The 24,900-nt window shown below is 37.0% G+C and carries 22 protein-coding genes, 1 riboswitch and 1 other annotated feature; of the genes, 17 read left to right on the top strand and 5 right to left on the bottom strand.

Translation table 11 applies throughout. The features are described from left to right. The first annotated feature begins 28 nt into the window (after positions 1-28). Together IGK72_RS09995 and IGK72_RS09990 are read left to right on the top strand one after the other, a co-directional pair. Positions 29-256, top strand: coding sequence for a hypothetical protein (locus IGK72_RS09995; protein ID WP_002362220.1), 228 nt, complete (start codon positions 29-31; stop codon positions 254-256). A 147-nt stretch (positions 257-403) separates the two neighbouring features. Then, positions 404-1,135 carry an HAD family hydrolase gene (locus tag IGK72_RS09990; RefSeq protein WP_002379691.1) on the top strand — a complete coding sequence of 244 codons (732 nt, stop codon included), beginning with the start codon at positions 404-406 and terminating at the stop codon, positions 1,133-1,135. Positions 1,136-1,495: 360 nt separating this feature from the next. Here the strand turns inward: IGK72_RS09990 and IGK72_RS09985 are convergent, their stop codons facing one another. The 4 genes from IGK72_RS09985 to IGK72_RS09970 all read right to left on the bottom strand — a co-directional run bounded on the left by IGK72_RS09985 (position 1,496) and on the right by IGK72_RS09970 (position 5,749). Further along, the gene (locus tag IGK72_RS09985; RefSeq protein ID WP_002379690.1) at positions 1,496-2,239 is read right to left on the bottom strand and encodes a DUF3862 domain-containing protein; all 744 of its coding nucleotides are present in this window, start codon (positions 2,237-2,239) and stop codon (positions 1,496-1,498) included. 222 nt (positions 2,240-2,461) lie between these two features. Beyond that, positions 2,462-3,271 carry a TPM domain-containing protein gene (locus IGK72_RS09980; RefSeq protein ID WP_002379689.1) on the bottom strand — a complete coding sequence of 270 codons (810 nt, stop codon included), beginning with the start codon at positions 3,269-3,271 and terminating at the stop codon, positions 2,462-2,464. Continuing rightward, a complete protein-coding gene (locus IGK72_RS09975) occupies positions 3,268-4,413 on the bottom strand; it encodes a hypothetical protein (RefSeq protein ID WP_023894467.1) in 1,146 nt (381 codons plus the stop codon). The genes IGK72_RS09980 and IGK72_RS09975 overlap by 4 nt, the downstream gene beginning before the upstream one ends. Positions 4,414-4,516: 103 nt before the next feature. Then, positions 4,517-5,749 (bottom strand): SPFH domain-containing protein, encoded by a 1,233-nt coding sequence (locus tag IGK72_RS09970; protein ID WP_002356656.1) that lies wholly within the window; start codon positions 5,747-5,749, stop codon positions 4,517-4,519. A gap of 207 nt (positions 5,750-5,956) precedes the next feature. On the opposite strand from IGK72_RS09970, the gene IGK72_RS09965 reads away from it, so the two are divergent. The 7 genes from IGK72_RS09965 (at position 5,957) to IGK72_RS09935 (ending at position 13,540) form a co-directional block, all read left to right on the top strand. Next, on the top strand, positions 5,957-7,999 hold the full coding sequence (locus tag IGK72_RS09965) for a penicillin-binding transpeptidase domain-containing protein (protein ID WP_002356658.1): 2,043 nt from the start codon (positions 5,957-5,959) through the stop codon (positions 7,997-7,999). Between the two features lie 115 nt (positions 8,000-8,114). Next, complete coding sequence (gene tsaB / locus IGK72_RS09960; RefSeq protein WP_002356660.1) at positions 8,115-8,834, top strand: tRNA (adenosine(37)-N6)-threonylcarbamoyltransferase complex dimerization subunit type 1 TsaB; 720 nt, start codon at positions 8,115-8,117, stop codon at positions 8,832-8,834. Next, on the top strand, positions 8,806-9,360 hold the full coding sequence (gene rimI, locus IGK72_RS09955; protein ID WP_002387121.1) for a ribosomal protein S18-alanine N-acetyltransferase: 555 nt from the start codon (positions 8,806-8,808) through the stop codon (positions 9,358-9,360). The genes tsaB and rimI (IGK72_RS09955) overlap by 29 nt, the downstream gene beginning before the upstream one ends. A gap of 7 nt (positions 9,361-9,367) precedes the next feature. Further along, the gene (rimI, locus tag IGK72_RS09950) at positions 9,368-9,832 is read left to right on the top strand and encodes a ribosomal protein S18-alanine N-acetyltransferase (protein ID WP_002359702.1); all 465 of its coding nucleotides are present in this window, start codon (positions 9,368-9,370) and stop codon (positions 9,830-9,832) included. Continuing rightward, complete coding sequence (tsaD, locus tag IGK72_RS09945) at positions 9,829-10,875, top strand: tRNA (adenosine(37)-N6)-threonylcarbamoyltransferase complex transferase subunit TsaD (RefSeq protein ID WP_002378561.1); 1,047 nt, start codon at positions 9,829-9,831, stop codon at positions 10,873-10,875. The genes rimI (IGK72_RS09950) and tsaD overlap by 4 nt, the downstream gene beginning before the upstream one ends. A gap of 42 nt (positions 10,876-10,917) precedes the next feature. Continuing rightward, positions 10,918-11,121: a binding site (T-box leader), on the top strand. Between the two features lie 71 nt (positions 11,122-11,192). Continuing rightward, the gene (gene argS, locus IGK72_RS09940; RefSeq protein ID WP_002372206.1) at positions 11,193-12,884 is read left to right on the top strand and encodes an arginine--tRNA ligase; all 1,692 of its coding nucleotides are present in this window, start codon (positions 11,193-11,195) and stop codon (positions 12,882-12,884) included. A 155-nt stretch (positions 12,885-13,039) separates the two neighbouring features. Next, complete coding sequence (locus IGK72_RS09935; RefSeq protein WP_002356666.1) at positions 13,040-13,540, top strand: HD domain-containing protein; 501 nt, start codon at positions 13,040-13,042, stop codon at positions 13,538-13,540. 80 nt (positions 13,541-13,620) lie between these two features. On the opposite strand, the gene IGK72_RS09930 is transcribed toward IGK72_RS09935, so the two are convergent. Continuing rightward, on the bottom strand, positions 13,621-13,953 hold the full coding sequence (locus IGK72_RS09930) for a helix-turn-helix domain-containing protein (protein ID WP_002356667.1): 333 nt from the start codon (positions 13,951-13,953) through the stop codon (positions 13,621-13,623). Positions 13,954-14,050: 97 nt separating this feature from the next. On the opposite strand from IGK72_RS09930, the gene IGK72_RS09925 reads away from it, so the two are divergent. From IGK72_RS09925 to typA, 8 genes are all read left to right on the top strand, one after another. Beyond that, positions 14,051-14,404, top strand: coding sequence for a hypothetical protein (locus IGK72_RS09925; protein WP_002379687.1), 354 nt, complete (start codon positions 14,051-14,053; stop codon positions 14,402-14,404). Further along, on the top strand, positions 14,388-18,641 hold the full coding sequence (locus IGK72_RS09920; protein WP_165548596.1) for a SpaA isopeptide-forming pilin-related protein: 4,254 nt from the start codon (positions 14,388-14,390) through the stop codon (positions 18,639-18,641). The genes IGK72_RS09925 and IGK72_RS09920 overlap by 17 nt, the downstream gene beginning before the upstream one ends. A 28-nt stretch (positions 18,642-18,669) precedes the next feature. Beyond that, a complete protein-coding gene (locus tag IGK72_RS09915; protein ID WP_002356674.1) occupies positions 18,670-18,813 on the top strand; it encodes a hypothetical protein in 144 nt (47 codons plus the stop codon). Beyond that, complete coding sequence (locus IGK72_RS09910) at positions 18,810-20,060, top strand: glycosyltransferase family 2 protein (protein WP_002379685.1); 1,251 nt, start codon at positions 18,810-18,812, stop codon at positions 20,058-20,060. Before IGK72_RS09915 ends, IGK72_RS09910 begins: the two co-directional genes overlap by 4 nt. 50 nt (positions 20,061-20,110) lie before the next feature. Further along, positions 20,111-20,180: riboswitch (Fluoride riboswitch) on the top strand. 76 nt (positions 20,181-20,256) lie between these two features. Beyond that, the gene (locus IGK72_RS09905) at positions 20,257-21,522 is read left to right on the top strand and encodes a voltage-gated chloride channel family protein (RefSeq protein WP_002356676.1); all 1,266 of its coding nucleotides are present in this window, start codon (positions 20,257-20,259) and stop codon (positions 21,520-21,522) included. A gap of 49 nt (positions 21,523-21,571) precedes the next feature. After that, complete coding sequence (locus IGK72_RS09900) at positions 21,572-21,850, top strand: UPF0223 family protein (protein WP_002356679.1); 279 nt, start codon at positions 21,572-21,574, stop codon at positions 21,848-21,850. Then, positions 21,851-22,633, top strand: a complete 783-nt coding sequence (locus IGK72_RS09895; protein WP_002356680.1) for an inositol monophosphatase family protein — start codon at positions 21,851-21,853, stop codon at positions 22,631-22,633. Positions 22,634-22,853: 220 nt separating this feature from the next. Beyond that, positions 22,854-24,689: a translational GTPase TypA gene (gene typA / locus IGK72_RS09890; RefSeq protein WP_002356682.1), complete on the top strand. Its 1,836-nt coding sequence runs from the start codon at positions 22,854-22,856 to the stop codon at positions 24,687-24,689. Positions 24,690-24,900 lie beyond the last annotated feature (211 nt).

Here is a 24,900-nt window from a genome sequence, read left to right as displayed (position 1 = left end):
GAAAAGTAGAGAAAGTGAGTGGTTAATTATGGAAGAAACTGTCTTTTTTAATTTAGGAAATGCCCTTGCTTCAAAAAGAGATCAAAAAGAATTAATTAAAGAAGCCCAAATTGCGAAAGATACTCGAAAGATTCCAGGAAAACTGATTATCGTTGAAGATGAAGAAAATGGTACCCATATTTTATTTGAATTAGCTGATCAAACAGAACCGTCTGCTGAAACAAAAGAATTCAAAGTGAAAAAAGTGATTGATTAATAAAAAAGCAACGAATTTTTCTAAATTCGTTGCTTTTTTATATTTTTTTACACAAATGATACAAAAAGAATATCAAAATCAAATAAATGATTAGTATACTTGAAGAAACAAATAGGAAGCAAAGCAAACGTTTTGAGGTGTTCTTTCATGGAAAATCGAGGAATTTTATTTGATAAAGATGGTACGTGTATTCGTTTTGACACTCTTTGGCAAGCAGGTTTGCAAGCTTGTTTTGAAACACTAAGTATGTTAGCCCCTCATCATTCAGCAGAAATAAAAAAGATATTAGCTATTCAGGAGCAACGTTTTTTGCAAAAACATTTACTTGATGAAGTCCTTTATCAGGAACTTTATCAGGAATTGGCGCAATTTGAGGAATTAGTCGAACAGGGAATCAGCAGTCGATGGCTGGAGCAATTTTTTTATGATTATTTACGAAAAAATCTGAAAAAGATCGAACCGATTGGTGATTTAAAACAGTTATTTCTTGAGCTGAAACGGAAGAACTATAAAATTGGATTAGCAACTTCAGATACTTTGCCAGCGACTATGTTGATTATGGAATATCTTGGTTTAACAGAAATGTTTGATTTTATTGCGACAGGAGATCGTTACTTACCGAAACCAGATGCGGACATGCTCCAAGCCTTTTGTCAGTCATGTCAATTGAAGGCGACAGAAGTAATTATGGTAGGTGATTCGCTCGTGGATGTTTTTATGGGAACGTGTCATGGCAAAGCAGGAATTGGTGTTTTAACCGGCAACTGCCAGTCAACTGATTTTGAAAAGTTTGAAGTAGCCTATTTCCGTGATATCCATGAAATACCTTATCAAGAATTATGGGAAAATACCAAGAAGAAAAAAATCTATTATTTTTGATATATGTATTGTGAAAAACGTTTCTTTTATTCGAGTATCTAAGCAAGCATACTAGTGTATTTCAATAAAATACCATGATGTTCATAGGTTTTATAATTTCAGCTCACAGATTTTTGTTCAATAAGAAAAAAATTACAACTAAAATAGAAAACGAGCGTGGGACAAAAATCACTTTGGATTTTTGTCCCACGCTCAAAAACTGATAAACGGCGGGAACAGAAGCAACACTTTCGGAAATAAGCCGAAAGTGACTTTCTCACACAAGTGTTCGGGATATCTTAATCCTTACCTACGTGGTGCTCGGAGTTAAACACTTCTGTCCTGACTTCGTTGTTAATATTTTACAATGACAAGTTTTTCTTATTTTAATCCTGAACTTGATTTAGAAATTGCACTTCCATTAGAAAAAGAAACAGTAACAGTAGCACCTAAATCACCATCTAAGTTTTTCATCCAGATTAAAGTATCATTTTTTTCACCATTGATATTTGTAGAAGTAATCCCTGTTGGGTCTCCTAAATCTTTTCTAGCTTGTTCTTCAGAATATGAACCATCAGTAGCAATGTTATTTACTTGGTCTGCAGTAACTTTATCATGTTTTGCAACCTTCAAGCCACTTACAGATTTGCTCGCTGCTTTGCCATCAGAGAATGAAACAGTAATAGATGCAAGAAGATCACCACCCTTGACATTTGTCCAAGATAGAGTAGTGGTAGAGATGCCTTGGATATCTGTTGTAGAAGAAGAGGCTGGTTCACCTAAAATTGCTTTTACTTCATCTTCTGTAGAACCGCCTTCGCTGCTGTTCATAATATCACCGACATTAATTTTATCGTAAGTTGCTTTTAAATCAGAGTTATCTTTCGATTTATCTTCTGATTTCTTTTCAGAGCTTTCTTTTTTTGTATCATTTTTTGAACTATTCGTAGCTTTTGAAGAAGAGGCTTCTGTTTTCACTTCTTTGGTATCATTGCTTGCTTTTTTATCCTCTTTGCCAAGACCACTACCAGCAATCCCCAGTACAATAACTACTACAACCCAAAACCAAATTTTCTTATAAAATGGTTTTTTTACTTTTCCTTCATTTGAATCATTTTTTTTCATTTTCACTTTCCCTCCCATAGTTTAGTTAATGATTTGTAGCGCTTACTAAATAGTTGAAAACAATCCCCAATTAAATAACTTTGGACTACAAATCACTTAGTTTAAATGAAAATAAGTATACCGCCATGTGTAAAAATAACACACCACAGTATACTTATTTTATCATTATTTCATAAAAATAACACCATTATTTTTATGAAATAATTAAAAAAGATAAAAAATCTAAAAACTTCGACCGCCGCCACCGAATGTGCCGCCGCCAGTTGAGTGGGTGGTGCTACCACCACCGCCCATTCCGCCACTGCCGCCATTGTTTTTAGGAATACGACGCGTAGTGATGAAAGAGTTGGTTAACTGATCTGTGCGGGAGGTTAAGTTTAAAGTTGTTTTTTCCCTAAAGGGATATTGATAACTTGAAAATTTTAATTGATATTTAGAAATATTAATGCCTAAGAAGACCAAACTGAGTATCAGCGCAGCAGCAAAAGCAATTACCATTTCCAGCGGGGTAATGACTTTATAACGAGTGATTTTACCTGTTTCGCTGTCCACACGATAGTGCCCCCCAGGAACCCCTTTATTAACAAATGCTTGAGTTTCCTGAACAAAGGTTTGAGCAGCCGCGAAATAATTTCCTTGACTCATATTATCCCATATTTTATCTAAGGTATCATCAATTCGTGCATCTGTCATATAATCAATCATGTTTCCAGAAGTAGAGATGTAGATTTTCCGTAAGTCCATATCAATGAGAAAAAGAATCGCATTTTGGTCCTTGCCAACTTTATTTAAAAGATAATGATCTGCATATTCTTGTTCATCGCCATAGGTATTATTATTTGTGGTTACAATAAAGACAGAGGCTTTTGTTTTTTCTTCTAAAGGTTGTATCTCTTGCTTTAGTTGGTTGATTTGATCAGGTGTCAGTAATTGTGCGCCATCATCAATTGAATTTTCAGCCGCCGAAACGGGTAGGGCAAGGCCAAAGGTAAGAAGTATTAGGAAAAAAATAGGTAAAAGTCGTTTTTTCATAGGAAATAACCTCCTAATAAAAAGAGTGCTAAGAGTCCAGCGAAAATGCCTAACGTTGCTAGCCCTAAACGAGTGTAACTAATTGGAAGCACACCGCTTACTTTACCTGTTTGTCCATTCATGGCATAATAATAAACTTTTTTTGATTGTTCCTGACTGCGATAGGTGACTAACCAAATTGGCAAAAGCATATAGTGATTATTTTCTTGGTTTAGAGAAATATCCGTGCGAACATTTGTCAACGTAGTATAACCAGAAGCAGAGTCCCGTAACAATGATTCCGAATAATCTTGTAATTCTTGTTGGACGTGTTTTTTGATTGCTTCATATTCAATATCGCGTTTTTCTGCTTGGAAACCTGCTAGGTATTGGCTTTTGAAAGGCACCGCTTGATCAATTAAAAATGGTTGAACGCCTTCCACCATTTTTTGTTGGACGTTTTTTGACAAGGCATTTTTAACTAATTCTTTAAACGATAATTTTCCTGAACGTCCCACATTGAAACGTTTTGTTTCGGTGTATTCAATATCACCTACGCGCCAAATGCGAATACTTGTGCCAGTAGCTTGCAGTTGTCCGTCGACTTCTGCATCAACGACCCAATAGGGGAAGTAAACCCCAGTTAATTTATCGATTTGATTTTTGCTGAAAAAATCTCGGGGAATGAACCATTTTTTCTTGGTCCAAGCGAGAAATTTTTCAATCGCTTCGTCTTTTTCAATTGTAAAGGGTAAGACATTTTCTGGTGAAAATTCGCCACTTAATCGACCAGCCAAGACAACTGGATTATGGCAATAATAACAGTATGTGGCAGCCGTTGTTGCATCGGTGACAATTTGAGCGCCACAGCTTGGACAATTAAAAATTTCCATTGTGCCTACATCTGCAGTTGTTTCATTCTCAGTGGTCTCTGTTTGTTGCGTAGCGGAGGATTCTTCTTCCGCTGTGAAAGTCAAATTTTCCTCGGCAGTCGTTGTTGAGGGATTCTCTAAATGCGCCTCATGTTGCTGTTGCTCATAACGAGTCACTTCTTCTTCCGTGTAAATATTTAAACAATATTCACAATGAAATTTTTGATCTTTGGGATTAAATAAGAGCGGGCCGCCACAGTTGGGGCATTTATGGGTAAATGTTGTTTCCATTGCAACCGTCCTTTCTAATAGAGTGAGTAAATAACAGGAATCTGATTCAAAGAAAAAGGGTAGACTTGTGCCTGACCCTTTTCTTTAATTGTTCACTACTTGCTTATAAAGGAACCCCTTGGAATGGTTTACCACAATGTGGACAGAACTTAGGAATACCATTACTTAAGTCAACAATTTCGCTACATTCACTACATTTCATTTCTAATTTTGGTTTCTCGTTTGTTGGTTTTGGTGTACCACAGTTTGAACAAAACTTCCCAGTGTTTTCAGTCCCACATTGTGGGCAAGTCCAAGTGTCTGTAGCCCCTTGTGCGTTTTGCTGGTTTTGTTTTTCTTGCATTTGTTGTTGGTTTGTTTGAGACGCTTGCGCAAAGTAGTTGCCATTCGCATTCATGCCCATACCAACGCCCATAAAGCCGCTCATAGCGCCACCTTCATTTTTACCAGCAGCCTCCATACCACGAGCCAAGGAACCTTGAACATAGCCTTCGCGAACACCTGGATCGCTGAGCATAGCACCTTCATTTCGCATGTTGATTAATTTTGTTGAATCATCTGTATAAGAAATGCTCGCAACTGCTACAGAAACAATTTCCATGCCGCGATTGGTGCGCCAATCCTCATCAAGCGCAGTTTGCATATATTTGCTTAATTCAACACTTTTTGAGGGAACATAAGAAATACGTTGCCCATCAGCAGACATTTGATTGATTGCTGCTTGCAATGCTGTAATGAACTCTGCCAAATATTGTTCATTAATATCATTAATATCTACTTGCGTTTGGTTTTTAGGAATCGCATTAGTATAAAATAGCAAAGGATCTGTAATTTTAATTGAGTAATTTCCGTGTGCACGTAAGAAAAGTTCGGCATTATAAAAATTATCAAAATAGTTTAATGGCGCAGGTGTTCCAAATTTAATGCCTTTAATTTCTTGCAAATTAATATAAAAAACTTGTTGTTTTTGTGGAGTTACGCCACCAAATTTGAAACGACTGAAGGTCTCTGCAATCGCATCTTTTAAAGAACCGTTAAACATTGAAGGCGCAGAATCATTTTTGACTGTATAATAGCCTTCTTCAGCAGTGTAATCGATGATTTTGCCACCATCGACAAGAAGCATCATCATGTTGGGATAGACATGTACAACAGAACCATCTGTTAAAACATCGTCCGTTCCTTTACGATTAGAACCACGTTTATCATCTTTACGTACAAAAACACCTTTTGTCATGACGGTTGTGTCCCCCATATTATCAGGTTCAATAACCTCTAGCCATTGATCGGCCAAGCCACCGCCAACTGAACTTGTTGCTGCTTTAATAAGTCCCATGTTCATTCCTCCTAATAAAAAACTAATTGTTAAAGCTAGTATACCACACAATGAATGCAGAGAAATCCAACGAAAGCCTGATGAAATGGAAAAAATTGATCAAACTTTATTAAGAAATTAAAAAAAGTATAGGTGAAACACAAGCATTTTAAAAAAAGTTACGTATAATAGAAGAAAAGACATATTATATAGTTAGGGGATTATTGAATGGAACGAAGCAATCGTAATAAAAAATCTTCAAAAAAACCACTTATTCTTGGTGTTTCTGCCTTGGTTCTAATCGCTGCTGCCGGTGGCGGGTATTATGCTTATAGTCAATGGCAAGCCAAACAAGAATTAGCCGAAGCGAAGAAAACAGCTACTACATTTTTAAACGTATTGTCAAAACAGGAATTTGATAAGTTACCGTCCGTTGTTCAAGAAGCTAGCTTAAAGAAAAATGGCTATGATACTAAATCTGTTGTTGAAAAATACCAAGCAATTTATTCAGGGATTCAAGCAGAAGGAGTCAAAGCTAGTGATGTTCAAGTCAAAAAGGCGAAAGACAATCAATACACATTTACCTATAAATTATCGATGAGCACGCCTTTAGGCGAAATGAAAGATTTGTCTTATCAATCAAGTATCGCCAAAAAAGGCGATACCTACCAAATCGCTTGGAAGCCATCTTTAATTTTTCCAGATATGTCAGGAAATGATAAAATTTCGATTCAAGTAGATAATGCCAAACGTGGAGAAATTGTCGATCGTAATGGTAGTGGGCTAGCAATTAACAAAGTGTTTGACGAAGTGGGCGTAGTGCCTGGCAAACTCGGTTCTGGCGCAGAAAAAACAGCCAATATCAAAGCTTTTAGTGATAAATTCGGCGTTTCTGTTGATGAAATCAATCAAAAGTTAAGCCAAGGATGGGTCCAAGCAGACTCCTTTGTACCAATCACAGTCGCTTCTGAACCAGTGACAGAATTACCAACAGGGGCTGCGACAAAAGATACAGAGTCACGTTATTATCCGCTGGGGGAAGCAGCTGCGCAATTAATCGGGTATACGGGCACCATTACTGCAGAAGATATTGAAAAAAATCCAGAGTTAAGTAGTACGGGCGTAATTGGTAAAACTGGCTTAGAACGAGCGTTTGATAAAGAATTAAGAGGGCAAGATGGTGGCTCACTAGTTATTTTAGATGACAAAGAGAATGTCAAAAAAGCTTTACAAACCAAAGAGAAAAAAGATGGTCAAACGATTAAATTAACGATTGACAGTGGCGTACAACAACAAGCTTTTGCTATATTTGACAAACGCCCTGGTAGTGCGGTCATTACCGATCCTCAAAAAGGCGATTTATTAGCAACGGTTAGTTCACCTTCGTATGATCCTAATAAAATGGCCAATGGCATTTCTCAAAAAGAATATGATGCTTACAATAACAACAAAGATTTACCATTCACAGCACGTTTTGCGACAGGCTATGCACCAGGCTCTACCTTTAAAACAATTACCGGTGCCATTGGTTTAGATGCAGGGACATTGAAGCCAGATGAAGAGCTAGAAATTAATGGTTTGAAATGGCAAAAAGATAAATCTTGGGGCGGCTATTTTGCGACACGTGTAAAAGAAGCAAGTCCAGTCAATCTGCGTACCGCTTTAGTTAATTCAGATAATATTTATTTTGCCCAACAAACATTACGGATGGGAGAAGACAAATTTAGAGCGGGTCTTAATAAATTCATTTTCGGTGAGGAACTAGATTTACCAATTGCCATGACGCCTGCTCAAATTTCAAATGAAGATAAATTTAATTCTGAAATTCTTTTAGCAGATACGGGCTACGGTCAAGGTCAATTGTTAATTTCGCCAATCCAGCAAGCTACCATGTATAGTGTTTTCCAAAATAATGGAACATTAGTCTATCCAAAACTAGTTTTAGACAAAGAAACGAAGAAAAAAGACAATGTAATCAGCGCCAACGCAGCGAATACAATTGCCACAGATCTTTTAGGTAGTGTGGAAGATCCTTCAGGTTATGTTTATAATATGTACAATCCGAACTTCTCATTGGCTGCTAAAACAGGAACAGCTGAAATAAAAGATAAACAAGATACAGATGGCAAAGAAAACAGTTTCCTTCTAACGTTAGATCGTAGTAACAATAAATTCTTAACAATGATTATGGTTGAAAATTCAGGAGAAAATGGTTCTGCAACAGATATCAGTAAACCATTAATTGATTACTTAGAAGCAACCATTAAATAAAAAGAGAAAATGAACGAAACGAGGTTTCTGTAAAAAGAAACCTCGTTTTCCCTTTTTAGAAAAAGGAAAGTGTGCTACAATGAAGCGACTAAATTGTAGAAGGAAAGGGATTCGTGTGCGAATTTTAGCAATAGATACATCTAACCAAACATTGAGTATTGCTGTGTGTGAAAATCAAAAAATTCTGGGAAGTTATACAGCAACGGTTAAAAGAAATCATAGCTTAACATTAATGCCGGCAATTGACTATTTGATGAGCCAACTGAACTTGGCGCCAACGGCAATTGATCGTTTTGTCGTAGCAGAAGGACCTGGATCATACACTGGCTTACGTTTAGGCGTGACGACTGCCAAAACATTGGCCTATACTTTAAAGAAAGAGCTAGTAGGCATTTCCAGTCTACAAACGTTAGCTGCCAATTGTGTTGGACAAACTGGTTTAATTGTGCCTCTTTTTGATGCGCGTCGTAAAAACGTCTATGCTGGTGCTTATCGGTTTGTCAATGGCGTGTGGCAAAATGAGTTACCGGACCAACATATTTCCCTGCGGGAGTTATTAGAACAACTAAAAAATGAACCAAATCTTTTTTTTGTTGGTGAAGATGTTGAAAAATTCACTGAAGAAATAGCTCAAATCATTCCTCATGGAGAAATTTGTGATGTTCCACAATGGCAAATTCCTAATGCCGCAGTTTTGGCTGCGTTAGGTAGTGTGGCTGAACCTGTTGAAAATGTTCATGGGTTCTTACCTGCGTATTTGAAAAAAGTAGAAGCGGAAGAAAATTGGTTGAAGACACACACGCCTAATGGAGAAAGCTATGTGGAAAAACTTTAATTTTGTGACAAAATACTTTACAAAAAGACGGCAACGGTATATAACTAAAACCATTGCAATGAACCAGCAAGAATTTCAATTGCGTGAAATCACCTACCAAGATATTAAGGATTTACTAGCAATTGAACGTGAAGTTTATGCTGGGGAACTTCCTTGGACGATGTCTGCTTTCATGGCAGAACTTGGCTCAAAAGCGCCGCATCTCTATTTGTTAGCGGCAATTAACGGAAAAACAGTTGGCTTTATTGGTTGTCGGATTCAAGGAACGGATGCACACATTACGAATGTCGCTGTTCACACAGCATACCAAGGCTTAGGTTTAGGTCGTTCTTTAATAGAAGAAACGCGAATTTTTGCCAAGAAAAATCGGTGTGAAACCTTATCGCTAGAAGTACGAATGAGTAATGTTAAAGCCCAACGTTTATATCGAAAAATTGGCTTTGTCTCACAGACGGTGAAAAAAGGCTATTATGACGAAAATAATGAAGACGCACTAGAAATGATAATTGATTTAAAAGAAGAGTGAAGAAAAAATGTTAGTAACAAAAAAAGAAATATCTGTAGCAAATATTGGTGAAGAATTATGGCGTTTTAGTAATTCTTCTTATACAACTGGCTCCCCTTGGACAGAAACACAATTCGCGGAAGATTTTGCTCAGGAAAATAGCGAATATCTTTTTTTAGTTGAAAATGGCCAGTGGTTAGGTTATATTGCCTATCATTTTATTTTAGATGAAGCAGAAATTAGTCACGTTGTTGTGAATGGTCAGAAACAACACCAAGGAATTGGTTGTCAGTTAATGAAAGCTTTTAAAGAATATGTTAAAAGTCGTGACATTACACAAATTTTCTTAGAGGTCAGAGAATCGAATACATTAGCTCAAAAACTTTATGAGAAAACAGGTTTTCGGAAAGTAGCTGTTCGAAAAAATTATTATAAAGAACCGCAAGAAAATGCCTTTGTAATGTGTGCGAAATTAAGGAAGGAAGCCCAATGACAATTTTTACAAAAGAACGTAAATTATTATTAGCTGTGGAAAGTAGCTGTGATGAAACAAGTGTGGCTGTCATTGAAGATGGCGACAAAATTCTTTCCAATATCGTAGCTTCGCAAATTAAGAGCCATCAACGTTTTGGCGGAGTCGTTCCGGAAGTTGCGAGTCGTCATCATGTTGAACAAGTGACGATCTGTATTGAAGAAGCATTAACAGAAGCAAAAGTCACACCAGAAGAACTCAGTGGCGTTGCTGTGACCTATGGGCCTGGGTTAGTCGGTGCTTTATTAATAGGACTTTCTGCAGCAAAAGCATTTGCTTGGGCGCACCAATTACCACTTATTCCAGTCAATCATATGGCTGGGCACATTTATGCTGCCCGTTTTGTGGCACCGCTCGAATTTCCATTGATGGCCTTACTCGTTAGTGGAGGACATACGGAATTGGTCTACATGAAAGAAGATGGCTCTTTCAAAATTGTTGGTGAAACACGTGATGATGCAGCTGGTGAAGCGTATGATAAAGTCGGACGTGTGTTAGGGTTGCCTTATCCTAGTGGCAAAGAGATTGATGCTTTGGCCCATGAAGGCACAGATACCTACCAATTTCCACGGGCGATGCTAAAAGAGGATAACTATGACTTTAGCTTTAGTGGTTTGAAAAGTGCGTTTATTAACACGGTTCATAATGCAGAGCAACGTGGTGAAGTACTGTCTACAAAGGATTTAGCCGCAAGTTTTCAGGCGAGTGTGGTAGAAGTATTAGTGACTAAAACCATTCGTGCTTGTCAAGAATATCCTGTTAAGCAATTGCTAATCGCTGGGGGCGTTGCTGCGAATCAAGGATTACGAGAAGCAATGAGACATGCAATCAGTGAACAATTACCAGAAGTGACATTACTTATTCCGCCATTAAAACTTTGTGGGGATAACGCGGCGATGATTGGCGCTGCCGCCTTTATCGAAGCTGAAAAGAATCACTTTGCTTCGTATAACTTAAATGCAGAACCTGGCGTTAGTTTTATGACAATTAGTGAAGAAGGCTAGCCAGCTAGACAAAAATTTGCTATAATGAAGCCAGTTTAACAATGACATTCGATGATAAAGAGAGTACTTATTTCAACGTCAGCTTAGCGATCTTGGGAAGGTGGGAGCCAAGAGTGATCGGAATGAGGAAGCGCACTTTTAGAATTCTGCTGAAAGCAGACGGCAATCACCGTTATCGATGAAGCAGGTCTATCCAAGTAGTATAGACAATTAGAGTGGTACCGCGGGTAAATTCTCGTCTCTGACAAAACAAATTATTTTGTTTTGTCAGAGACGTTTTTGTTTTTTATACTTACAAATTAATCAGGAGGGTTTTTATGAACAACAAAGAAATCGTAGCAAAAGCGTTACATGATGTTTTAAATGAAGAATTAACGATGGATCAAATCGAACAATTATTGGAAAATCCTAAATCTGTTGATCATGGAGATGTTGCTTTTCCAGCCTTTTCATTAGCTAAAATTTATCGTAAAGCACCACAACAAATTGCAGCAGAATTAGCAGAAAAAATTGATGGCACAAATTTTGAAAAAATTGAAGTGGTGGGACCTTATTTAAACTTCTTCATGAATAAAGAAGCAGTCAGTCAAGCTGTTATTGGCGAAGTAGTCAAAGAAAAAAACAACTACGGAAACAGTACCTTTGGTAATAATGGCAATGTTCCTATTGATATGTCTTCACCAAACATTGCTAAACCAATTTCTATGGGGCACTTACGTTCTACGGTAATCGGGAATTCAATTGCCTTTATTTTAGAAAAAATTGGGTATCAGCCAATTCGGATTAACCACTTAGGTGACTGGGGTACACAGTTTGGTAAGTTAATTGTAGCTTATAAAAAATGGGGTTCTGAAGAAGCAGTCCGCCAACAACCAATTAATGAATTATTGCGCTTATATGTGCAATTTCATGAAGAAGCAGAAGAAAAACCAGAATTAGAAGACGAAGCACGTGCATGGTTTAAAAAATTAGAAGAAGGAGACCAAGAAGCTAATGAATTATGGAAATGGTTCCGTAGCGAGTCTCTAAAAGAATTTGATAAAATCTATTCCATGTTAGAAGTTGAATTTGATTCTTATAATGGCGAAGCCTTTTATAATGATAAAATGGATGAAATTGTTACTTTATTAGAAGAAAAACATTTATTAACAGAAAATCAAGGTGCAGAAATTGTTGATTTGACAGAATATAATTTAAATCCAGCACTTATTCGTAAATCAGATGGTGCGACGTTATATATCACACGGGATTTAGCTGCTGCGCTTTACCGTAAACGGACGTATGATTTTGCCAAATCACTTTATGTAGTCGGCAACGAACAAAGCAATCACTTCAAACAATTAAAAGCAGTCTTGAAAGAACTAGGATTTGAATGGTCAGATGATATGGAACACATTCCGTTTGGTTTAATTACTCAAGGCGGTAAAAAATTATCCACACGTAAAGGGAAAATTGTTTTATTAGAAGAAGTATTGAATGAAGCTGTTACTTTAGCAGGAAATCAAATTAACGAGAAAAATCCAGACTTAGCAAATCGTGAAGAAGTGGCGAAACAAGTAGGTGTAGGTGCAGTTATTTTCCATGACCTTAAAAATGATCGTCTAAATAATTTCGATTTTGTATTAGATGAAGTTGTTCGTTTTGAAGGAGAAACTGGGCCATATGTTCAATATACACATGCTCGTGCGATGAGTATTTTACGTAAAGCAAACTTTACACCAGACGCCACACAACGTTATGCACTAAATGACAAGGATAGCTGGGAAGTCGTGAAGTTGTTACAAAAATTCCCTGAAACTGTGATGCAAGCTGCTGAAAAATATGAACCATCTGTTATTGCGAAACATAGCATTCATTTAGCACAAGCGTTCAATAAATATTATGCCCATGTTCGGATTTTGGATGAAGATGCTCAAAAAGAGGCACGCTTAGCGTTAGTTTATGCAGTAGCTACTGTTCTAAAAGAAGATTTACGTTTACTAGGGTTACATGCACCAGAAGAAATGTAGAAGTTTTTGTGAAAATTTTACTGCGTTGAACGCTAAACTTATTAAGCAAATATTAAAGTTAAGTTACAGATTGAGAAATTCATAGTAATTAAATAGCTGGGGTGCTATACTCGAGTCAAGTTATAAAAGGATTAGAAAAGGTGGCACCCAATTATATGACAGAAAAATGGCGTGAAGACGAAGAATATCTTTCTTATGTAGAAGATTTATTAGCAACCGAAGAAGTCCAAAAATTAGCAGAATACACACAACATATGCATTCAACTCGTTTAGAACATTCAATTAGTGTTTCCTATCATAGCTATAAATTAGCAAAGCGTTGGAACGGCAATGCTCGTGCAACAGCTCGTGCTGGTTTATTGCATGATTTGTTTTACTATGATTGGCGCACAACAAAGTTTGACGAAGGCTCTCATGCCTATGTTCATCCACGAATTGCAGCCAAAAATGCTGAAAAAATTACAGAGTTGTCTGATTTAGAACGAGACATTATTATTAAACATATGTGGGGCGCAACTATTGCACCACCAAAATACAAAGAAAGTTACATTGTAACCTTTGTTGACAAATATTGTGCTGTCAAAGAAGCGGCGTTGCCGATGACGACAGCCATGAAAACCAAATGGCGTCAGTATTTTGGTCAACAGTCAATCTAAAAAAAGCTTATCCGTAAGGATAAGCTTTTTTTGTTTGACGTTGACTAAAAAGTCTAGCATTCATCTATTTAAAATAAATATTAAAAGTAATTTTGTTCTGTTAATTTCTTTTGAGCGTATCGAAAGACTGCTTCTTGATTTTCAGTTGTTAACTGTTTGTAAATGTTCATAATATTGGTTGGGACAACAAATGGCGTTTCTTCCGTTTCAGGAATACCTAAGATTTCAAGAGGTGATACATCTAAAATTTTAGATAAGGCGACAATTTTATCCCTCCCCATATTTTCAATCATTCCAGTTTCCCATTTCCTGACGGTACTTTTTCCAACACCAACAAAATTTCCAACTTGTTCTAATGTAAGATTTTTCTCCATCCTTTTTTGCTTCAAAAAATTTTCTTTCAAAAAAACCACCTCCGTAAAAACATTCTAGCACAAAAAGTGTCGCAAAAGAAACATGTTTTTTTCAAAATGAAAGTAACGAATATAATAGAAAAATCAGCATTTTTTAATGATATTGACGTTTTTTTCACAAAATGATATAATTTTAAGTGTCTTATTAGACACTGAAAAGGGGGAGAGTAAAATGGAATCAAATTTAATTCACTCAAAATTGAAAATGAAAGGAAAAAATGTTGAGTGGTTGGCAAATGAAATGACTGCATACGGGCAACCAATATCCGCTTCAACGATTTACAAAAAATTAAAAGGAGAAGTTGTTTTCAAAGCATCGGATATTAAATTGATTTCACAATTGTTGGATTTTAATAATGAAGAAATTATGACTATTTTTTTTAGTGAGCTAGTGTCTAAAAAGACACACATTAGTGTTGAAAGGATTGTGATGAATGAAAAAAAGTATTAATAAGTTATTTTCGATTTGTTTAATTATCTTTACTATTATAGGATCTAATACAAGTATTATTTCTTATGCAATGGATAATGAAAGTGGCACACAAATCCGGTCTATAGCTGTTGAATATCCGGGGGAAAAAACGGAAATTGTTGCTACAAAAGATTGGGCGACAGTTTCTTTGTCATTAGGAATCTCTGAATTAGCAAGCGGAGAGACGATGACATTAAGGATGGCTAGCGAAAAATATTCCTATTCAATGACACCTTTTGAAATTGGAGACGCACTTCAAGTGATTCCAAACGATGATGGTACTTGGACGATTAAAGCCTTACAAACGCTTACAGATTACTCAGCAGATTTGCAACTGAAGCTACGATATAATCAAAATTTATCAGAAGATTTTGAAGATCAAGTCGTTTTTACTTTTGGGGATTCACAAAAAATTGTCAAAATTAATATCGGGCAATACGTGGAGAAAGTTCCGCCAACTGAACTGGTTCGAAAAGTCCCGTTAGGATTTACCTCAGAGGGAAGAATTGCTTGGGTCATTTATTTTAACTATAATCAAGCAGGTCTTTCAGGTTCAGAAAAAACAACCTTTAAATTTTTAGATAATGTAGGTCCAAACCAAACATTAGCTATTGACAGTATTGCTGCATATCTCACCAAGCAGCCTATTTTAGAAACAAATGGTGAAATGATTCGGAATTTGGAACATGACGAATATAGCTATGATGCCAGTCAATTTTTCCAAAAAAATGCCTCTGAATCTGGATTTAATTATGAAGCAGAGAAATTTGAAGGAATACCAACAGCCACGGGCAGTTATCTTTCCAATAAAAATGCCTATTATATTTATTTAGAAACGATTCCAAATGAAAATATTCCAAGTGATGCCGTGCTATCAAATTACACGTATATGCGTATTTCTAGTGAGGGATTCGATGCTTGGGAAGATGATGATATTGCCTACATCACAGCAGACGAGAGTAATGATGGAACAGGTCGAGGGGGTGTCGTTTTAGAAAAAATTGATGCAGTAACTGCTAAAGTTTTAGAAGGTGCTGTTTTCAAAGTCGTGAACACAAAAACACAACAAGTTGTTCAAGAAACATTAACCACCAATCAAGCAGGTCAAATTCGTTTAGCTGGTTTGGAAGCTGGTCAGTATGCATTCATTGAAACAAAAGCACCAACTGGTTACAAGTTAGATGCAACACCAGTTCCATTTGAAATTAAGTTAGAACAAACACAGACGATTCGCTTGAAAAAAGAAAATACGCGTTTAGAAAACCAGTTAAAAGTAGAAAAAGTAGATGAAAATAATGAGGTGAAACGTTTAGCAGGTGCTGAATTTTCGTTGTATGACCAAAAAAATAATCTAATAGAAAAAGGTGTCACGAATGAAAATGGCGAGCTGTTATTTTCAAATTTATCACCTGATGGAGAATATTATTTAGTTGAAACGAAGGCGCCTAATGGCTATGAATTAGACGAAACTAAACATCCTGTTTCATTTGCTGGAAAAGCCGACTACACTTTAACATATCGGGTGAAGAATAAGCAGCAAGTACAAATTGGCTCCATCAAAATTGTTAAACAAGACAAAGAAAGCAAAAAACGTTTAACAGGCGCAGAATTTCAGTGGAAGGATACAGTGACAGGAAAAACAGGAACAGTGACAGTTGGAACCGACGGAACGGTCACAATTCCCAATTTAGCAGTTAATCGTACGTATGAACTTACAGAAACAAAAGCACCCACAGGTTATGTACTAGACAAAACCGTGCATAAAGTCACTTTAACAACTGCACAGGCAAATAAAGTAGTGACAGTAATCATTGAAAATACAGCGCAAAAAGGCTCCATCAAAATTGTTAAACAAGACAAAGACAGTAAAAAACGTTTAACAGGCGCAGAATTTCAGTGGAAAGATACAGTGACAGGAAAAACAGGAACAGTGACAGTTGGAACCGATGGAACCATCACAATTCCCAACTTATCCGTCAATCGTACGTATGAAATCACAGAAACGAAAGCACCCACAGGTTATGTACTAGACAAAACCGTGCATAAAGTCACTTTAACAACTGCACAAGCAAATAAAGTAGTGACAGTAATCATTGAAAATGTAGCGCAAAAAGGGTCTATCAAAATTGTTAAACAAGACAAAGACAGTAAAAAACGTTTAACAGGCGCAGAATTTCAGTGGAAAGATACAGTGACAGGAAAAACAGGAATAGTGACAGTTGGAACCGATGGAACCATCACAATTCCCAACTTATCAGTCAATCGTACGTATGAAATCACAGAAACGAAAGCACCAGTGGGGTATGTATTAGATAAAACTGTGCATAAAGTCACTCTAACAACTGCACAAGCTAATAAAGTAGTGACAGTAACTATTGATAATACAGCGCAAAAAGGTAGTCTAGCAATAATCAAAGTAGACAAAGATTCAAGAAAACGTCTAGCAGGTGCGGAGTTTAAATGGCGTGATACGGTGACAGGAAAAGAAGGAACAGTTGTAGCTGACAAAAACGGACAAGCCCTGATAACGAATTTGCCAGTCAATCGTGTATACGAAATTACAGAAATTAAAGCACCAAACGGCTATATCTTAAATAACAAGACTTACCGAGTTATCTTAACGACTAATTTTGCTGACAAGATTGGTTATTATACCATTGAAAATGTTGCGCTACGTGGCAATTTAAAATTAATTAAACAAGATGGTTACTCAAAACAACGTTTAGTAGGCGCACAATTTAGATGGCGTGACACAGTGAATGGGAATACAGGCGTAGTAACTGCTAATGCTAATGGTGAAGCAACTTTGTATAATTTTTCCGTCAACCGGATTTATGAAATTACAGAAATAAAAGCACCAAATGGTTATATACTTGACAGAACGGTGCATAAAATTCTTTTACCTGCGAATTATGCTGGCAAAACCTACACGTTCACCAAAAATAATCAAGCTCAAAAAGGCGCCATCAAAATTGTTAAGCAAGATGGATATACGAAACAACGTTTAGCAGGCGCACAATTTAAATTCCGAGATACAACCAATAATTATACTGCAACGTTTACAGCGAATAGGAACGGTGAAGTACTGATTACTGGATTAGCCGGTGATCGTATCTATGAGGTCACAGAAATCAAAGCACCGAATGGCTATATCATAGATAGACGTGTTCATAAAGTTGATTTACGTGGACAAGGTGGTAAAACCTATACATTAGTCTTAAATAATCAAGCACAAAAAGGTGCCATCAAAATTGTTAAGCAAGATGGATATACGAAACAACGTTTAGCAGGCGCACAATTTAAATTCCGAGATACAACCAATAATTATACTGCAACGTTTACAGCGAATAGGAACGGTGAAGTACTGATTACTGGATTAGCCGGTGATCGTATCTATGAGATCACAGAAATCAAAGCGCCGAATGGTTATATCATAGATAGACGTGTTCATAAAGTAGATTTACGTGGACAAGGTGGTAAAACCTATACATTAGTCTTAAATAATCAAGCACAAAAAGGCGCCATCAAAATTATTAAGCAAGATACGGATACAAGAAAACGTTTAGCAGGAGCGAAATTCAGATTTCGCGATACTACCAATAACTATACGGCAACATTTACAGCAAATGGAAATGGTGAAGTACTGATTCCAGGATTATCGTCGGATCGTATTTATGAAATCACCGAGATACAAGCGCCAACTGGGTATGCGTTGGATAGTAGGGTCCATCGGATTGATTTACGAGGTCAAGGCACAAAAACGTATACGTTAGTGTTAAACAATAAAGCAAACTATGGTGCTATCAGAATTATTAAACAAGATGTTGAAACAAAAGCACGTTTAGCGGGCGCTGTTTTTGAATGGAAAGATACAACTAATGGCTATACACAAAGAGTAACAACAGGTTGGGATGGTACAGTCACTATTAGTGGGCTATCTGTCAACCGGGTATATGAAATTAGAGAAGTTCAAGCGCCGGCTGGTTATTCACGAAATACTACGCCAACACGCGTCAGTCTGACGCAAAATCATGCGGGTCAAACAATTGCAATTGTTCGAGAAAACCGAAAAATACCGGTTTATAATCCGCCACCACCAACATATTGGCCAGGATATATTCCACCAGTTACGTACTATAATCCACCTGTGTACTATAATCCTCCAAAGTATTATTATAGGGGGTGTGTGATGGTCATCGTGGTGGTGTGTTGGTAAAAAACAAATAGAGAGAAAGGGGTATTTAATGAGCCAATCAGCTTTACCGAAACTTGGGGTAATTTCAACAGGCGCCTTTTTTGTGGTTGATTTAATTGGCGTTATTCTAGTTTCGATTGTCACTGCCTACATTCTATACCGTTATTTTTTTAAAAGAGGTCAAATTACATGATTTATTTGTATCAGTTATACAAAGTAATTATGTTCATCTTCTTAACCTATTTATTTACAAGTTTATTTCTCAGTTTTCGAACAAGAAAAAAAACAAGAAGAGAAGTCGAAGTAGCAGAAGAATTTTTCTGCTACTTTCTTGTACCGTGTGTAAACGAGGAGAAAGTCATCGGAGAAACATTAAAAAAACTGGTTGCTTTACCAATTAAGAAAAAAATAATTGCGATTGATGATGGATCAACGGACCAAACCAAAGCAATGATGGACAGTATTGCTGGTCCAATCCAAGTTCTGTCTCGTCAATTTCCCAATGCGCAACAAGGCAAAGGCGCCGCTTTGAACCACGCTTTCCAAATTGTATTAACAGATGCAGAAAAAGGACACTATTCTTGGGATCAAGTTTTAGTGGGTGTGGTAGATGCAGATGGTTTTTTTAGTGAAAATATTGTCAATGAGCTAACTGCTGTTTTCACAGATACAACAGTCTGTGCTGCGCAAACAAGAATCAAAATGAAAGATGTCACAAATTTTATGTTTATTGCACAAGATGTTGAGTTTTTTACGATTAATAATTTTATTCAAAAGGCGCGTCGAGCAACAAAAACCATCGGACTTGGTGGCAATGGTCAGTTTTTTCGGTTATCAATGATTACCGAACACTTAGGCTATCAGCCTTGGGGAAATGCTTTGTTGGATGACTATGAGTTAACCATTAAATTAATGCTGAAAGAGTTATCGATTGCTTATATTGACGAGGCCTTTATGGCTCAAGAAGCACTGAGAGATGTGAAACGTTTTATTCGTCAACGAAGTCGTTGGGTTCAAGGAAATTTAGATTGTCTAGCGTATTTACCCAGGGTGATTAAATCAAAGTCATTAACGCTAAGGCAGAAGTGTGGAATCTATTATTTTTTAGCGCAACCCTTTATTAATCTCGTAGCGGGGATGCTCGTTTTTGTCTTAACTGGGCTTCAACTGCAACACTTGTATAGGTTAGGCTTTTCGTTATCGCTTGTCATTAGTTTTGTTTTGGCCGTCAGTATTTCGTTAGTTTTCGGCATTTTTTTTACAATCAACTATTATCGCGAGTTGAAAAATTTTCAACTAAAAGTACCTGCAAAACTGGGGCTGATTATTTTGCCTTTTACTATTTCCTACATGTACTTAATTTTATTCGTTAGTGTGGTGATGGCTTATTATCGGTTTATCAAAGGTAATAGCACGTGGATAAAAACGGAACGCAATTGATTTTTTATTGCACTTTCCAGAGTTGCGTGGTATTATTTTTAATAGTTTAATAGCAACATGGTGATGGTGTTCACCACGAACTATTTATTGGACGAATAAATTAATGACGCCTACCAAACGGGAGAAGTGTACCCTTTGGTAGGCTTTTTCTGTACGCTAGGATTGGCGATAAGAAAATTGTAAAGGAGCATGTAAAGTGAAAAAAGAAACAAAGCAACTACTATCAATCGGCGGTTATATGGCAAAATGGTTGCTCATTACCGCAATTATTGGTTTATTTATGGGGGCGTTATCCGCCTTTTTCTTAAAGAGTCTTACCTATGTAACAGATGTTCGTTTAGCAAACCCTTGGTTACTCTTTATCCTCCCCATTAGCGGTGTTGTTTTTACGTATTTCTATACGCGTTTTGGGAAAAATGCTAGCCGAGGAAATAACTTAGTGATTGAACAAGGCAATGGCGGGGAAGAAGATATTCCCTTGCGCTTAATTCCTTTAACATTGTTTGGCACGATTACTACGCACTTATTTGGTGGTTCTGTTGGTCGTGAAGGGACGGCGGTGCAAATGGGGGGCGCAATCGCGAATGCTGTAGGAAAAGTCTTTAAACTGTCCGCTTTGGAACGACAAGTAATTATTATTAGCGGAATTAGTGCAGGTTTTAGTTCTGTTTTTGGCACACCATTAGCGGGAACGGTTTTCGGATTAGAAGTTTTGGCGATTGGAAAAGTTCGTGCAGAGGCACTTTTCCCAAGTTTTTTTGCAGGCTTATTTGCTAATTTTGTGACTGAAAGTTTTGGTGTAACACATACGCATTATCCGATGGGCAAAATTCCGACTTGGTCGGTTGAACTATTTGTAAAATTATTTTTGGCATCGATTTGTTTTGGTTTGGCAGGTTGGGTTTTTAGTCGTTCCATTGTCTTTTTAAAAAAGACCTACGCAAATTGGTTTGCTAATGTCTACCTTCGTGCGTTTCTTGGGGCGTCCATTGTCGTTCTGTTTGTGCTCGTCTTAAACAACCAGCGTTATTTAGGCTTGAGTTTACCTTTATTAGAAGATGCTTTTGCAGGCAATGCGCAGCCTTTTGATTTTGTTGGGAAATTATTCTTTACGGTGTTATCCTTGGGTGCCGGATTCCAAGGAGGAGAAGTGACGCCATTGTTTGAAATTGGGGCTACGTTAGGGAGTTCTTTGGCCCCTTTGTTACATCTATCAATTCCTTTTTTAGCAGGTTTAGGATTTATTGGTGTTTTTTCTGGCGCCACGAATACGCCGATTGCTTGCTTCATTATGGGCATTGAACTATTTGGTAGTGAAGCGGCGGTCTATTTTTTCATGGTCTGCTTAATCAGTTTTATGTGTTCAGGAAATAGCGGTATTTATGCTTCACAACAAAGTTTGTATCGCAAAGGAACAGCAGAATATCCTCTCTTTAATGCATTAAAAAATCGACGTAAATAAGATGTTTTTTTATGAAAATATGCTAAACTAGAGAAGATGAGGTGAAGACATGAAAGACTATCAATATCCATTAGATTTAGATTGGACGACAGAGGAAATGGTGATTGTCACTAATATGTGGACAGCAGTTGAGCAAGCCAACGAAACAGGCTTGCCTGTTGACAAATTTTTAACAACTTATCAACAATTTAAAACGGTCGTTAAAAGTATCGGCGAAGAAAAACGCTTAGGTCGTGAATTTGAAAATGCTTCAGGATATTCGTTATATCGTACGCTTCAACAAGCTAAAAAACAGGGAAGCGGTAAATTAAAGCTGGGGGATGATTAGATGACTGAAACGCAAAAATTTATTCAAACAATTCAAAGTTGGCTTTTTGAAGCAGCCGATGTGATTCGAATGAACTTGGAATCAGAGTTAACCGTTCAACAGAAAAATGGCCGCACTGATTTAGTGACAAATATGGATGAACAAACCCAAGAATTTTTAATGAATAAAATTCAAACAAATTTTCCCGAAGATCAAATTTTAGGGGAAGAAAAAGGCTACAATACTTTAAAAAGTTTTGCTGGTCGCGTGTGGATCATCGATCCGATTGATGGCACAATGAATTTCGTGATGGAAAGAGAAAATTTTTGTATTATGTTAGCTGTTTATGAAGACGGCATTGGTAAATTAGGTTTTATCTATGATGTGATGCGAGAAGAACTTTATTGGGGCGGCAAAGGGCTTGGCGTTTATCGGAATAATCAATTATTAAAAGCGCCTACTATGAAAGCCTTGGCAGATGGATTATGGGGCATGAATGCTTACATGCATGGAAAAAATATTCATCACGCAACGGAAATCGGACAAGCAAGTATGGGCGTGCGTATTAGCGGTTGTGCAGGTTTGGAAATTATTGCCATGTTAAAAGGCAACCATCATGGCTATTTATCTAATCTAAGTCCTTGGGATTATGCAGCAGGCTTAGTACTTTTGGAAGAATTTGGGTTTAAATACTCTGGTATTACAGGAAAACCATTAACTTTTGCGGGTCGTGAATACTTTATTGCAGCAACTCCTGAAACCTATGATGAAGTATTTACCCGGTATTTAAATGAATCGGAATAATCAAAGAAGAGCGTTGCTGAAAGGTAAGGCTCTTCCTCTTTTAAAAGAGAAAGATTTGTAAAAAAATGTCCTTGTTTTCAGAAAAAGCCGAATAATTTCTAAAACTTTCATTATTTTTACAGGCGAAAGCCTTTTTTTAATGAAAAAAGTTTGCTATAATAAGCAGTCGGCTTTTATGGACTTAAGTAACATAAGCGTATATAGATAAGGAGCAATTAAATTGAAATACAGAGATGATATTCGTAACGTGGCAATTATCGCCCACGTTGACCATGGTAAAACAACCTTAGTAGATGAACTTTTAAAACAATCTGACACTTTAGATGGACACACACAATTACAAGAACGTGCAATGGATTCCAATGCACTTGAAAGTGAACGTGGAATTACTATCTTAGCAAAAAATACAGCCGTAGATTATAACGGTACACGTATCAACATTCTAGATACACCAGGACACGCGGACTTCGGTGGTGAAGTAGAACGTATCATGAAAATGGTAGATGGTGTTGTTTTAGTTGTCGATGCGTATGAAGGAACAATGCCTCAAACACGTTTCGTATTGAAAAAAGCATTAGAACAAAAAGTAACACCAATCGTGGTTGTTAACAAAATTGACAAACCTTCTGCTCGTCCTGAACACGTAGTAGATGAAGTTTTAGAGTTATTCATCGAATTAGGCGCAGACGACGATCAATTAGATTTCCCAGTTGTTTATGCTTCTGCTTTAAATGGAACTTCAAGTGAATCAGATGATCCAGCAGATCAAGAGCCAACAATGGCCCCAATTTTTGATAAAATTATTGAACATGTGCCAGCTCCAGTTGACAATTCAGACGAACCACTTCAATTCCAAGTCTCATTACTAGACTACAACGATTACGTTGGACGTATTGGGATTGGCCGTGTGTTCCGTGGCACAATGAAAGTCGGCGACCAAGTTGCGTTGATGAAATTAGATGGCAGCGTGAAAAATTTCCGTGTAACGAAAATTTTAGGTTTCTTTGGCTTACAACGTGTGGAAATTGATGAAGCAAAAGCGGGCGATTTAATTGCCGTTTCTGGAATGGAAGACATTTTCGTTGGGGAAACAGTTGTAGATGTTCACAATCAAGAAGCATTACCAATTCTACACATTGATGAGCCAACCTTACAAATGACTTTCTTAGTTAACAATTCTCCATTTGCGGGACGTGAAGGAAAATACATCACCGCTCGTAAAATCGAAGAACGTTTAATGGCTGAATTACAAACAGACGTATCTTTACGTGTTGATCCAATTGGCCCAGATTCTTGGACTGTATCAGGCCGTGGCGAATTGCATTTATCAATTTTAATTGAAAACATGCGTCGTGAAGGCTATGAATTACAAGTTTCTCGTCCAGAAGTTATTGAGCGTGAAATTGACGGGGTTAAATGTGAACCATTTGAACGTGTTCAAATTGACACACCTGAAGAATACATGGGTAGCGTGATTGAATCACTAAGTTTACGTAAAGGCGAAATGCAAGATATGATTAATGCCGGTAACGGACAAATGCGTTTAATCTTCTTAGCACCAGCTCGTGGCTTAATTGGTTATTCAACAGAATTCTTATCAATGACTCGTGGTTATGGTATTATGAACCACACCTTCGATCAATACTTACCAATGATTCAAGGAACGATTGGTGGCCGTCATCAAGGTGCATTAGTTTCAATCGATACTGGTAAAGCAACGACTTACTCAATTATGAGTATTGAAGAACGTGGTACAGTTTTCGTTGAACCAACGACAGAAGTTTACGAAGGAATGATTGTTGGGGAAAACAACCGCGACAACGATTTAACTGTGAACATCACAAAAGCTAAACAAATGACTAACGTTCGTTCGGCAACGAAAGACCAAACATCAGTCATCAAAAAACCGAAAAAATTAACGTTAGAAGAATCATTAGAATTCTTGAATGAAGATGAATACTGTGAAGTAACACCAGAAAGCATCCGTTTAAGAAAACAAATTCTTAACAAAAATGAACGCGAAAAAGCAAGCAAGAAAAAGAAAAAAGCTGAATAATTTTTCGACAAATAAACATTTAAACCAACTATGCTCGTTTTACTACGAAAATAGTTGGTTTTTTTGATGGCAAAAACGAATTAATGCGTATTTTAAGATAAGGATATTTTTTATGTGTGGATAACTACTCGTTATCCACAACAAGCAAATGTCGTTATTTTTGAAAGCTTTTGATAGCAAGCTTTCACAATTTTTCATTCTTTTTGATGTT

The sequence above is a fragment of the Enterococcus sp. DIV0183 genome (genome assembly GCF_050541505.1).
Taxonomy (GTDB): Bacteria; Bacillota; Bacilli; order Lactobacillales; family Enterococcaceae; genus Enterococcus; species Enterococcus faecalis.
This window is presented reverse-complemented; position numbering and strand designations above follow the sequence as displayed.